Origin of the sequence: Selenomonas sp. AB3002 (genome assembly GCF_000702545.1) — a bacterium.
GTDB classification, from domain to species: domain Bacteria; phylum Bacillota; class Negativicutes; order Selenomonadales; family Selenomonadaceae; genus Selenomonas_B; species Selenomonas_B ruminantium_A.
In genome coordinates, this window is the sequence record NZ_JNIO01000008.1 from 696,511 (window position 1) to 708,476 (window position 11,966).

An 11,966-nucleotide genomic window follows, 5' to 3' on the forward strand; every position below is an offset into this window, starting at 1 on the left:
TCCTTTTTAATTTTACACATATAATCAGGAAAAATCAAGACTATTCAGCAATTAAAATAATATTTTATGATGGTGAACGTCATATTTACAAGTTATTCTTTTCAAAGATCGCTGTCGCACACAGATCTATGCACGGACGTTCAGCATTCAGTTCTATGTCAAATCTCCCCCACATGAAGGATATTCCTGCTTCAAGTCGAAATCTATAGTAGGAGAAAAACACTGTTACCTTAAAATCAAACCTCTGCCCTGCAGAGCAGGCTATCTACCTACAAGTATATAAGGAGGCAGTACCATGGTCAAATTCTACGACTACTACAGGACAAACAGCCTACATTTTACCTCAGTTCAGACCTGCTGAAGAGGTGCAAATTCTATGATCCAGAGAAAATATACTTTCCACTCATTTGACGAAATGGAAAAAATCATATCTGCGATAACCGCCAGTGAATACTATACAAAGGCCTCGGGAGTCCTTTTGCAGCTTTATAATCCTAAGATAAACATTAATGACACGCAGATTGTCGAGCGTATCAGTTCAAAATGCAGCAAAGCCTGCCTGGTAGGAATTACCTGCGCCAATATAGCAGATGAAAGATTTGATATCAAGGATAGACCTGTAGAACTTAATGCTACCTTCTTCAGGACTACCAGGCTCTTGGCACTTGATTTTGACATGGACACCGAAACAGGTTTTGATGCCGGGCGTTTGGCACACCATCAACTTCAGGGCATCCCTGATGCCAGGTGCATCCTGATCTGCTATTCCTGCGGCTGCACAGCTATAACAGCTTTCATCAATGAAATCAGCCACCATGACCTTCCCATTTTTGGAGCAAAAGCTGGCCGCAGCATCAGGGCTCTCAATACTGCTCTGGTATATGGCAGGAAAGCACGTGCCAATGGCATAGTTGCTGTTATCTTTGCAGGCGATGATCTGCGCCTGTACATGGACAACTGCCTCGGCTTCAAGGAAATCGGCTTGCAAATGGTGGTAACAAAGACAGAAGGCGACCACATCATTTCAGAAATAGACCACAAACCAGCCACTGAAGTTTATTCCAAATATCTGAACGTAACCCCTAACAGTTATTTCGTCCACAATGTTTGTGAGTTTCCTCTGATCTTCCACAGAAAAAACTGTTCCTTGGCCAGAGTGCCTTCTAATTTCGGAGAAGATGGTTCCATTCACTTCACTGCCGATGTAGTGAAAGGCGAAACCTTCAGGCTTTCTTACGGAAACCCTAACAATCTTATGCAGATCATTGACCAGTCGGTCAACGGCCTCAAAAGATTTCATCCCGAGGCCGTATTCTTGTTCGAATGCGGGAACAGGATAAGATTCCTCAAGGATCAGGCCAGCCGTGAAACCGACAGCTTCAGAGAAAATTCACCAGAGCTATCCGTTGCCATTGGCTATGCAGAACTCTTCTATTCCCCGGACGGGGGAGGAGGATCTCTGACCAGTGCGCTGGTAGCAGTAGGGCTTGCTGAAAATCCCTCCACAAAAGATGAGTTCCACATCTGCATAGACTTCGTTGGAAAAGACAGTCCTCCAGAGGAGGAAGAGCGGGAGTACATCCCCTTTGTGGATAGGATTCTCCATTTCCTTGAAACCACCTCCATCGAACTCGACCAGCGCAACAGAGAACTGGGCAGGATTGCCTACACTGATCGTCTGACCCGCATTTATAATCGCTGGGAACTGGAAAACAAGATCACGGACATACTGAAGCTTCATGAAGATGATTTGGCTCCTGTTTCCCTGATTTTTATGGATATCGATCACTTCAAACTGGTCAATGACACCTACGGCCATGATGTTGGGGACATGGTTTTGCGGGAAACGGTTGATCTCATCAGGGATAATCTGCAGCCACAGCATGTCTTTGGACGTTGGGGCGGTGAGGAATTCCTCTATGCCCTGCCGGACACCAGCCTTGAAGAAGCCAAATCCTTTGCAGAAAACCTCAGAATGCAGGTTGAAAAAAACTGCTACAGGGTGGTAAAACACGTGACCATGAGTTTCGGTGTCACCAGCGTTGCCAAAGATGATGATATGGATTCCTTAGTCAAAAGGGCTGACAAAGCGCTATATATGGCTAAAGAAGGCGGCAGAAACCAGGTTATAGGAATTTAGTGAGGTACGCTGAGACAGACGGGCAAAAAGAGACTATCAAAAACACCGTAGATGAGAGTAAAATAACTGTCGTGGACCATTTCAAAAAGCCTGCTCGCGTTGAGCAGGCTTTTCTTAAAGAGCAATGAAGTTTTGGTTGGAACTAAGTTTGGCTTAGTGGAAGTAGCCCAGAGCGCTGCAAACCACATAGGAAAGGGTTGCGCCAAGCAGGGGGCCTACCACGGGAACCCAGGCATACTCCCAGTCAGAGCCGCCCTTGCCCGGGATGGGCAGGATAGCATGAGCGATGCGGGGACCGAGGTCACGGGCAGGGTTCATAGCGTAACCGGTGGGGCCGCCGAGAGAGAGGCCAAGAGCCACGATGAGCATGCCTACGATGTAGGGACCATAGCCGTTGCCCAAGAAGGTATTGGCAGCAGTCTCTGCGCTGTAGCCGAAGCAGGAAGAGAAAGTCATCCAGATGAGGAACATCAGGAAGAAAGTAGCGCTGATCTCGGTGAGGAGAGCCGGGCCCATCTTGCGGATAGCAGGAGCCGTGCTGAAGATACCGAGCTTGGCTGCAGGATCAGAAGTCTCTTCCCAATGAGCAAGGTAAGTGAGCCATACAATGGTAGCACCCACGATGCCGCCCAGGATCTGCACAAGAGAAGTAGTGATGAACTGGCTGAAGGTGTAAACACCTGCAAAGGTCTTGGCAAGAGTAACTGCCGGGTTCAGGTCAGCCTGAGGTGCGCCGAAGGTAGTAGCGGTGAAAACACCGAAAGTAACGCCGAAGCCCCATCCGAAGGCTATGCAGATCCACCCGCCGCCTACACCTTTGGACTTGTTGAGCGTAAGGTTGGCGCAAACGCCGCAGCCCAGTACCAGGAGGACCATAGTCCCCAAGAACTCGCCTAAAAGGTTTTCAGAACCTGTTACCATGTGAATCCCTCTTTCTTTAGATAATAGTATGATTACTTGATATATTATCCCAGAGGGAGAGGAGTCTCCTCCCCCTCTGAGAAATATCCCTTCTCAAGCGGGGAGTTTTTTCTTACTCCTCGTCATCCAGCCAATGCATGGAATGCTTGACTGCCTTGCGCCAGCCCTTGTAGAGGCGGTCGGATTCTTCTTTGTCCATGGAGGGCTCGAAGCGGGTATCCAGCTTCCAGGCATCCTTGACTTCTTCCTTGCTGCTCCAGACACCCACAGCCAGGCCTGCCAGATAGCAAGCACCGAGAGCGGTGGTCTCAATGATCTGCGGACGGTCAACAGGAACGCCCAGCAGGTCTGCCTGGAACTGCATCATGAGGTTGTTGGCGCAAGCGCCGCCGTCAACCTTCAGAGCCTGCAGCTTCTCGCCGGAATCTGCTTCCATGGCATCCAGCACATCGCGGGTCTGATAAGCCAGGGAGTCAAGAGTTGCACGGACGATATGAGCCTTGGTGGTGCCGCGGGTGATACCGATGATGGTACCGCGGGCATTCTGATCCCAGTACGGAGCGCCCAGGCCCACGAAAGCAGGAACTACATACACACCAGCGGTGTCCTTGACCTTCTTGGCCACCCACTCGGAATCCGGAGCAGAGTCAACCAAGCGGATGCCATCGCGGAGCCACTGGATTGCGGAGCCAGCCACGAAGATGGAACCTTCAAGAGCATACTCAACTTTGCCATCCAAGCCCCAGGCAATGGTGGTGACCAGGCCGTTCTTGGATTTCTTTATGTCCGTACCAGTATTCATGAGCATGAAGCAGCCAGTGCCATAGGTGTTCTTAGCCATGCCCGGCTCGAAGCAGTTCTGGCCGAAGAGAGCAGCCTGCTGGTCGCCAGCAGCGCCTGCCACGGGGATAGCAGCGCCGAGGACAGAGGGAACAGTCTCGCCATAGATGCAGCTGGAGGGCTTAACCTCAGGCAGCATAGCAGCAGGCACATTGAGATATTCCATGAGCTGCTTGTCCCACTCAAGGGTGTTGATGTTGTAGATCATGGTACGGGAAGCGTTGGAGTAGTCGGTGACATGAGCCTTGCCGCCGGTGAGCTTCCAGATAAGCCAGGTATCAATAGTACCGAAAGCCAACTCGCCGTTCTCGGCTCTCTTCTGTGCGCCCTCTACATGATCCAGGATCCAGCGAATCTTGGTGCCGGAGAAGTAAGCATCAATCGTGAGACCCGTCTTATCCTTAACCTCATCCACGAGGCCCTTTGCCTTCATCTCCTCAGCAATGGGAGCGGTCTGACGGGACTGCCATACGATGGCGTTATAAATGGGGCGGCTGGTCTTCTTATCCCAAACCACCGTGGTCTCGCGCTGGTTGGTGATACCGATGGCAGCGATGTCGCTGGCCACAAGGCCGGACTGCTCAAGAGCTTCTTTCATGACGGTGACCATGGTGCTCCAGATTTCTTCTGCATCATGCTCTACCCAGCCAGGCTCTGGGAAGTACTGGGTGAATTCCTTCTGGGAAACGCCGACCACTTTCGAGTTGCGGTCAAAGATGATTGCGCGGTTGGAAGTAGTACCTGCATCCAGAGCCATTACATACTGTTTTGCCATGTTGAAAACCTCTTTCTATTGATTATTTTAAGAAAATTCCGGGTACACCTGGGTGTTCCCCGGGGTGCCAAGCCCTGGGCGTGAATCACGCCCGGACCTGATAAGCAGTCTTAATAGTCGCCCACGATTTTCTGAGCGAGGTCAAGAATCTTGTCTGCATCGATGTTGGCATAGAGATCCTTAGGAATCACCGCAGACTTCACATTAGGATACTTCACCTGAATCTCGGGAAGCTCAAAGGAAGACTGAGGAGCCAGGAGGAGCACGTCTGCAAATTCTGCAGCCTGCTTCACCTCGTTCACCGGATAGAAGCTGACCGAACAGGGATAACCGAGACGGGCTGCTTCACTCTCCATACGGCGTACCAGCATATTGGTGGATACGCCAGCGGAGCAGAGCAAAACAATTCTACGAACCATTTTAAAACTCCTTTCACTTGTGGCTTTAGAAACTTCCTTTCGGAAAGTTTCCAGGACCTGCCAGCATTACTTCTGGTAAGCCCTTGCTAATATTTCAATCGGGTGGCAGGTTTTAGCCTGCGTCCCGTGATTGATCTGCATACGGCAGGTACCACAGTCACAGATGACCTCATTGGCCCCGCTGAGCTTGATGCGTTCAAAGAGTTTCTCGCCAATCTTCATGGAAATATCATATTTATCTTTCTTGAAGCCGTAGTTGCCGGAGATGCCGCAGCAACCTGCATCGGCCTTCTCCACCTTCACCCCAGGCACCTGGCCAAGGATGTCATAGGCAGGAGTGCCGAAGCCCTGGGACTTCAAGTGGCAGGGCACATGATAGAGCAATTCCTCATTCACAGCCGTGAAGCTGGTGTTGAGCTCGCCCTTCTGTTCAAGAATTTCCAGATACTCAAAGGCATCGTACACATTCTGGGCTGCCTCGTGCATTTCCTCTTCATCGAAGAGCTCTGCATACTCCTGCTTCAGCATGAGTGAGCAGCTGGTGCAGCAGGCCACCACAGGAATGCCCTTCTTCTTCCACTCCAGGATGCGGCTTACATTATTATGGGCATGCTCATGGGCCTCATCAAGGTAGCCCGTGACCACCATGGGAGAACCGCAACAGTTGAACTGCTCGTCAATGAGCACTTCGATGCCGTTGGCCTGCATGACTTTCACGAAAGCCACCCCCACCTGGGGCTCGTTATCATTGATATAGCAGCCAGGGTAGAAGACCACCTTCTTGTCGGAAGGCTTCTGGCTCATGCCCTTGAACAGCTGGTAGAAAGTCTTGTCAGCATAGGCTGGCATATTGCGCTCACCGGCAATGCCCATCATGCCGAACATGCCCAAGGCCTTGCCGATCTTCATGCCCAGGTTGGCAAAAGTGGCACCAAAGGGCATCATGCGCACAAGCTTGGCCATGCGCTCGCCATGAGCCAGCATCTCATCCCTCTGTGAATGGGGATTGTGCCTGTAATATTCTGCCCGCTGAAGCATATTGAGAGTGGACACCGCTACCCCGGAGGGGCAGGCACGGTCACAGGATTTGCAGTTGGAGCAGAAATCAAGGCTGTCCTCGTAGTCATCCTGGGAGAAGTGCATGCGGCCATGGGCAGGGCCCACCAGTTTCGGACCGCGGTACTCCTTGGAAGCTTCCATCACCGGGCAGCTTGACATGCAGGAGGTGCAGGACAGGCAGTGGTCGGCTGTATAAACTGCTTTTTCTTCTTCAAAAATCTTTTCTTCGCTCATTCTTCCGGACTCTCCCTTCCCTTACATCTGTGCGGCTTTATAGCCGGAAGCCAGAGCCACGCCATTGCCGGAATGCTCGAAGCAAAGATCGTAGCCACCCAGGTCACGTCCGACAACATACACATTTTCAAGCACAAGCTTGCCATTTTCATCTACAGGACGAAGATTTTCGTCCGTAAGCACACCAGTCTTGGCATATCCCTGGGGCTTGTTGGAGAAAAGCTCTGCATTGCTCCAGTTTTCCTCGCCCTTGACGAAGAACACCGGCAGACCGAAGACCTCTTCCCTGGGCTGCTCGAAATCACGCATGGTGATGCCGCCGCTGTAGAAGCCGCCAGTAGCCAGGATGTACTTGTCAGCAGTGTAGACCTTCTGGCGGATACCTGCCTGGGCAATGACACCTGTGCAGCGTCCGCCCTCTTCCCTGGCACCGATGACCTTGGTGTTCTCAACGAATTCCACGCCATTGTCCTTGAGTGCCTGACGGAATATAGCCTGCAGGCGCAAGCCATTGGTGGAAGGCGGCAAGCCCGTGGTCTCCACCACATCGGTCTCCATGCGGCTGGCTACAGTGAGGTAGCAGGCATGGCCGCTGGTGCCCAGGATCTGGGGCACAATCAGCACTGTCTCAGTCTGGCCCTTATAGCTCTTGAGCTGCTCCGTAAAGGAATCCACTCCCTTGGGAGTATCCAGCCAGCGAGCTACGTCCAAAATAGTCAGGTCACGGCCGCCCTCAATGCCCGTATCAATTTCCACGGATTCATAGGAGAGCTCCTCTCCCATGGCCTTCTTGAGGTTCTGGATCATGATATCTGCGTAGAAGTCCTTGAGGCCTTTCACGCCCACAACCACTACCTTCTTCTTGCCCACAAAGGACTCGCTGCCGGACAGGGAATGGGGTGCCAGGCAGGTGGGCTTCAGAGTGCCCACAGCCGTGGGAACCATCATCTGGCTGTTCAGTGAGCCATGATAGGGCAGGTGATATTTCTTGGCAAAGGCACAGAAGAACTCCACAGCCTTCTCCACATAATCCGCCCCAATCTTGCTGTACGGATGGTCAGCAGGCAGGCTCTTGATTCCCTCAAGGGGTGATTTCACAGCCTTGTGCTCATCATCAAAGGCTAAAATATCGATAAGCCCGCTATTCAATGAAAGGGAGCTGGCGCCATAGGTCAAAAGCGTCACAGACTTGCCCTGCTGTGCGCTGGCGAGAGCAGCCGTCATGCCGGCCACCCCGCTGCCTATGACTATGACATCTGAATGCTTCATTCCTTTTCTCCCCCATTCACGTTAAATGATAATTCGTAGAGTGCCCTGGTCATTTCCATCTCACGGATGGTACGGCCCAGCAACACAGGACGGATGCCCTTCCAGCGCCCCTGGAGGAACTCCTTCATCTGCCCTAGGGAATCCCGGGCAGCCTCATCCCTGCCCACCTTGGCAAAGACGCTGGCACTTCTGAGAGCGCAGAAATTAGCCTGGCAGGTGCCCATGCCCAAACGGGTACGGCGGCGGATATCGTTGATGCGGAAGCTGCTGAGCTCCTTGGCCATCTCCTCCACCTCGCCACGGGTGACGTTCTCGCACTCGCAGAGGAGTTCACGCTTCTCGGGATCCCTGGCCAAAGTCTCGGTGACCCTGGCAAAGCGCTCGGGGCCCAGACGGGTAGCGGCCAAATCCGTGCCGTAAGCCGGGAAATACTTCCGGGCTGCTTTCTTGGCCTCCTCAGAGACCTCAGGTACCAGCGGCTCTTCGGCAGTACGGCATTTTTCCTTGTTGCCCAGTTTGGCGCATACCTGGTCTGCCATGCGCTCTGCCATGAGACGGTAGGTGGTGAACTTGCCGCCTACGATGGTGAACATGCCCTTCAGGCCGTCCTGCTTCTCGTGATCCACGATGGCGAAGCCGCGTGATGCGCCACGACCGGAAGCACCTCCGGGAGGCATGTAAAGAGGACGGGAACCGGCAAAGGCACGCAGCATGCGATAGTTGCGCAGATTCTCGAAGGTCATCTCACCAATGGAGAGCAGGTGCTCCACTTCCTCACGGGAAGTGCTGGTGTCCTCAGCGCTGGGCACGCTCATGGAAGTGGTGCCCAAGATGGTGATGGAACCATGAGGCACGAAGATATCACCATCGGAAGACTTGTGCAGGCGGTTCACCACATGATTGGTGATGCGCTGGTTGAAAGCAATCAGGGTGCCCTTGTCAGGCTGCACGCCCACTTCCAGCTCTGCCAGCTCTGCCACCTTGCCAGCCCAGCCGCCAGCAGCATTCACCAGGATATCGCAGCCGATTTCGTACTCTTCCCCGGTGAAGTAATCACGGATCTTGATGCCGTGAACCTCGTTGTTTTCCTTGATGACGCCCACAACTTCCGTGTAGGTCTTCACCCTGCCGCCGTAGCGCTTGGCAGAATCCACATTCTGCCAGGACATGCGGAAGCCGTCAATGGCTGCATCCGGTACCAGGTAAGCGGAAACCACATGCTTGGACAGGAGAGGTTCCAGTTCAAACGCCTTGGCCAGCGTAATGGGGGTAGCCTCAATGCCGCTGTCCTTGCACCCCTGCACCCACTGCTGCTCATAGTCAGGATCATCGCTGTCCAGGCGGACGAACATGCCGCCGGAAGCCTCCACACAGGATCTGCCAATCTTGCGCAGGATCATATTTTCCTCAATACACTCCCTGGCAGCTTCCTGATCCTTCACTGCATAGCGTCCACCGCTGTGCAGGAGCCCATGATAGCGGGAGCTGGCACCGTTCACCAGGTCCTGCTTCTCAACGAGCATGACATCCACGCCACGCATCGCCAAATCCCTCAGGATGCCTACGCCGGTAGCGCCGCCGCCGATAACAACGACTGTTGCTTTCTCCATCGTGAAACTCTCCTTTTTAAGCTCATTCTGACTGCCGCGGCCATAAACCGAGCAATCATTGCACCCTTCAAAATTTACACGCAATTTACGCTTCAATACAAAGAGTTTAGCTTTCGCTCTTAATTTATCATATTGGGCACGTTATGACATTTCTTAACGCATCCAACAACGATATTTCGTTTACATGTATTACTATACAACATCAACTTTCATTCGTCAATACGAAAACGCATATTTTATTATGTTTTTTCGTGCTTGATAGTGTTTATCATAAAACACTCATAAAAATTCCTCTCAGTCCAGCTTTTTTTAATTTTGTCAAGTTTGCCCTTTATTTTTGCCAAATCTACGTCTATAATGAGATGCAGGACGATAATTAACAAGACAAGGAGGTATCCCCGTGACAAGAGAAGATTATGTAAAGTCCCTCATCAAGGCGCGGGGCTACACCTTCAAAGCCTTTGCCCAGGAAATAAATATGCCCTACACCACCCTCCTGTCCATCCTGAACGGCTCCATCGGCGGCGCCGCCATGGACAATGTGCTGCGCATCAGCCAGGCCCTGGACTTCACCATCGAGGAGCTGAACGATATCTCCAATCCCCCCAGGGAAAAGGGAAGCACACAGGCAGACAATGACGAGGATTTGTTGAAGCTTATCCACAATCTTCCCGAAGACAAGAAACGCGCATTAAAAATACTGCTGACCAGCCATTGAGGCGGTCAGCAGTATTTTTATGATTTATCGTTTTTTCCTGTCAGGCTCCGGCCACAGCCAGAGCTTCTTTCAAATCCAGCGTATGCATATAGAGGGACTTGCCCAGGATAGCTCCGGCAATGCCCTCTTTTTCGTATGCCTTCAGAGCGCGTATATCCTCAATGCTCTTGACGCCGCCGGAGGCCACTACCTCCAGGCCGCTCCTCCTGGCCATTTCCACGGTGGCTTCCACATTCACCCCGGCTAGAGTTCCATCGCGGCTGATATCCGTGTAGATGATGGTCTTCACGCCGGCATCCGCCATCATCTTGCCCAGCACGGGGGCTTCCAGATTGCTGGTCTCAGCCCAGCCCTCCACTGCCACCATGCCGTCCTTGGCATCAATGCCCACTACCACCTTGTCGCCGTACTTCTCACAGGCAGCCTTGACCAAGGCCGGATCGTGGACTGCCACGGAGCCCAGGATAACCCGCCTGACTCCCAGGTCCAGGACTTCCTCAATATGCTCCAGGGTGCGGATGCCGCCCCCCAGCTCTACGGGAATCTTCACCTTCTCAAGAATTGCCTTCACCGTTGCCAGGTTTTGGGGCTTGCCCGCCCTGGCGCCGTCCAGGTCCACCAGATGCAGGAATTCCGCCCCCTGGCTCTCCCACTGGGCTGCCATCTCGGCAGGACTGTCAGAGAACACCGTCTCCTGGTCAAAGTCTCCCTTCAGGAGCCGCACACATTTGCCGCCCCGAATATCTATCGCCGGAAAAAGTTTCATGCCCTGTCCCCTTTCACGCCTTGCGCTTCACGAAATTGCGCAATATCTGCAGGCCAGTCCTGCCAGACTTCTCCGGGTGGAACTGGGTAGCCTCCACCTTGCCCTGCTTCACAGAAGCTGTAAGCTCGCTGCCATAGTTGGTGATTGCTGTCACCACCTCAGCATCTTCCGGCACAGCATGGTAACTGTGAACGAAGTAAACATAGCTGTTGGCAGGCAATTCATCATACAAATCCGTGTTCTTTTCCTCAGCCAGTGCATTCCAGCCCATGTGAGGCACCTTCAGTCCCGGAGCCTCGATCTTCTTTACATGGCCTTTGATAATCCCCAGCCCCGGCACCCCGGGGCTTTCCTCGCTGTCCTCGAAGAGGATCTGCAGCCCTACGCAGATGCCCAGCAAAGGAACACCCGCACTGATCCTTTCCTTAATAATTGGAATGAGGCCGGAACGGTTCAAATCCTTCATGCAATCCCCGAAGGCGCCCACTCCCGGCAGCACTATTTTCTCCGCATGGCGGATCACCGCCTCGTCGCTGGTGATTTCTGCTTCTGCCCCTGCAGCCAGCAGTGCCTTGTGGACGCTGAAGAGGTTACCCACACCGTAGTCAACTATTGCTATCATTATAAGCTCCCTTTCGTCGAAGGCACACCCTGCACCCGGGGGTCTATGGACACGGCCTCCCGGAGGGCATGGCCCAGAGCCTTGAAGATGGCTTCCACCTTGTGGTGGGAATTGGTGCCATAGAGCACCTTCACATGCAGGGTCAGCCCTGCATTCACCGCCAAAGCCCGCAGGAATTCCTCTGTCAGTTCCGTATCATAGCCGCCGATCATGGGGGCCATTTCGCCACCATCGTAAACCAGGAACGGCCTGCCGCTGATATCCAGGGACACAAAGGCCAGCGCCTCGTCCATGGGCAGGTAGAAGGTGCCGTAACGCCTGATGCCGCGCTTGTCGCCCAAAGCTTTCTTCAGTGCCTGCCCAAGGGTAATGCCAATATCCTCTATGCTGTGGTGACCATCAACCTCCAGGTCCCCATCACAGCGCACCTCCAAATCAAAGAGGCCGTGAGCCTGGAAGAGATTCAGCATGTGGTCAAAGAAGCCAATACCCGTATCTATGCAGCCCTCGCCCTTGCCGTCCAGATTCAATGAAACCTTGACGGAAGTCTCCGCCGTATCGCGGGCCACTTCTGCCTGACGCTTATTCATCGA

The 11,966-nt window shown here is 53.0% G+C and carries 11 protein-coding genes; 2 read left to right on the plus strand and 9 right to left on the minus strand.

The genetic code is table 11. The features are described 5' to 3' along the window. Window positions 1–376 precede the first annotated feature (376 nt). Complete coding sequence (locus P159_RS0111085; RefSeq protein WP_029544060.1) at window positions 377–2,140, plus strand: diguanylate cyclase; 1,764 nt, start codon at window positions 377–379, stop codon at window positions 2,138–2,140. Window positions 2,141–2,293: 153 nt separating this feature from the next. Here the strand turns inward: P159_RS0111085 and P159_RS0111095 are convergent, their stop codons facing one another. From P159_RS0111095 to glpA, 6 genes are all read right to left on the minus strand, one after another. Then, window positions 2,294–3,061, minus strand: a complete 768-nt coding sequence (locus P159_RS0111095) for an MIP/aquaporin family protein (RefSeq protein ID WP_029544061.1) — start codon at window positions 3,059–3,061, stop codon at window positions 2,294–2,296. Between the two features lie 112 nt (window positions 3,062–3,173). Next, on the minus strand, window positions 3,174–4,676 hold the full coding sequence (gene glpK, locus P159_RS0111100; RefSeq protein WP_029544063.1) for a glycerol kinase GlpK: 1,503 nt from the start codon (window positions 4,674–4,676) through the stop codon (window positions 3,174–3,176). Window positions 4,677–4,786: 110 nt separating this feature from the next. Further along, on the minus strand, window positions 4,787–5,095 hold the full coding sequence (locus P159_RS0111105; protein WP_029544064.1) for a PTS lactose transporter subunit IIB: 309 nt from the start codon (window positions 5,093–5,095) through the stop codon (window positions 4,787–4,789). Window positions 5,096–5,161: 66 nt separating this feature from the next. After that, a complete protein-coding gene (locus tag P159_RS0111110) occupies window positions 5,162–6,388 on the minus strand; it encodes an anaerobic glycerol-3-phosphate dehydrogenase subunit C (RefSeq protein ID WP_029544066.1) in 1,227 nt (408 codons plus the stop codon). A gap of 21 nt (window positions 6,389–6,409) precedes the next feature. Continuing rightward, window positions 6,410–7,657 (minus strand): anaerobic glycerol-3-phosphate dehydrogenase subunit GlpB, encoded by a 1,248-nt coding sequence (gene glpB, locus P159_RS0111115; RefSeq protein ID WP_029544067.1) that lies wholly within the window; start codon window positions 7,655–7,657, stop codon window positions 6,410–6,412. Continuing rightward, window positions 7,654–9,267, minus strand: a complete 1,614-nt coding sequence (gene glpA, locus P159_RS0111120) for an anaerobic glycerol-3-phosphate dehydrogenase subunit GlpA (RefSeq protein WP_029544068.1) — start codon at window positions 9,265–9,267, stop codon at window positions 7,654–7,656. The genes glpB and glpA overlap by 4 nt, the downstream gene beginning before the upstream one ends. A 400-nt stretch (window positions 9,268–9,667) precedes the next feature. Here glpA and P159_RS0111130 point away from each other — a divergent pair, with 400 nt between their 5' ends. Next, the gene (locus P159_RS0111130; RefSeq protein WP_029544070.1) at window positions 9,668–9,985 is read left to right on the plus strand and encodes a helix-turn-helix transcriptional regulator; all 318 of its coding nucleotides are present in this window, start codon (window positions 9,668–9,670) and stop codon (window positions 9,983–9,985) included. Between the two features lie 40 nt (window positions 9,986–10,025). Here P159_RS0111130 and hisA read toward each other — a convergent pair whose 3' ends face one another. Genes hisA through hisB form a run of 3 tightly spaced genes read right to left on the minus strand, consistent with a single transcriptional unit; the run spans window position 10,026 to window position 11,963 of the window. Continuing rightward, on the minus strand, window positions 10,026–10,751 hold the full coding sequence (gene hisA / locus P159_RS0111135; RefSeq protein WP_029544071.1) for a 1-(5-phosphoribosyl)-5-[(5-phosphoribosylamino)methylideneamino]imidazole-4-carboxamide isomerase: 726 nt from the start codon (window positions 10,749–10,751) through the stop codon (window positions 10,026–10,028). A 13-nt stretch (window positions 10,752–10,764) separates the two neighbouring features. Beyond that, complete coding sequence (hisH, locus tag P159_RS0111140) at window positions 10,765–11,373, minus strand: imidazole glycerol phosphate synthase subunit HisH (RefSeq protein ID WP_029544073.1); 609 nt, start codon at window positions 11,371–11,373, stop codon at window positions 10,765–10,767. Then, window positions 11,373–11,963, minus strand: a complete 591-nt coding sequence (hisB, locus tag P159_RS0111145; protein ID WP_029544074.1) for an imidazoleglycerol-phosphate dehydratase HisB — start codon at window positions 11,961–11,963, stop codon at window positions 11,373–11,375. The genes hisH and hisB overlap by 1 nt, the downstream gene beginning before the upstream one ends. Window positions 11,964–11,966 lie beyond the last annotated feature (3 nt).

What these genes read in the sequence shown, in the direction of transcription:
- P159_RS0111085 (WP_029544060.1), top strand. Translation starts at nt 377, where the DNA reads ATGATCCAGAGAAAATATACTTTCCACTCATTTGACGAAATGGAAAAA.
- P159_RS0111095 (WP_029544061.1), bottom strand. Translation starts at nt 3,061, where the DNA reads ATGGTAACAGGTTCTGAAAACCTTTTAGGCGAGTTCTTGGGGACTATG.
- glpK (WP_029544063.1), bottom strand. Translation starts at nt 4,676, where the DNA reads ATGGCAAAACAGTATGTAATGGCTCTGGATGCAGGTACTACTTCCAAC.
- P159_RS0111105 (WP_029544064.1), bottom strand. Translation starts at nt 5,095, where the DNA reads ATGGTTCGTAGAATTGTTTTGCTCTGCTCCGCTGGCGTATCCACCAAT.
- P159_RS0111110 (WP_029544066.1), bottom strand. Translation starts at nt 6,388, where the DNA reads ATGAGCGAAGAAAAGATTTTTGAAGAAGAAAAAGCAGTTTATACAGCC.
- glpB (WP_029544067.1), bottom strand. Translation starts at nt 7,657, where the DNA reads ATGAAGCATTCAGATGTCATAGTCATAGGCAGCGGGGTGGCCGGCATG.
- glpA (WP_029544068.1), bottom strand. Translation starts at nt 9,267, where the DNA reads ATGGAGAAAGCAACAGTCGTTGTTATCGGCGGCGGCGCTACCGGCGTA.
- hisA (WP_029544071.1), bottom strand. Translation starts at nt 10,751, where the DNA reads ATGAAACTTTTTCCGGCGATAGATATTCGGGGCGGCAAATGTGTGCGG.
- hisH (WP_029544073.1), bottom strand. Translation starts at nt 11,373, where the DNA reads ATGATAGCAATAGTTGACTACGGTGTGGGTAACCTCTTCAGCGTCCAC.
- hisB (WP_029544074.1), bottom strand. Translation starts at nt 11,963, where the DNA reads ATGAATAAGCGTCAGGCAGAAGTGGCCCGCGATACGGCGGAGACTTCC.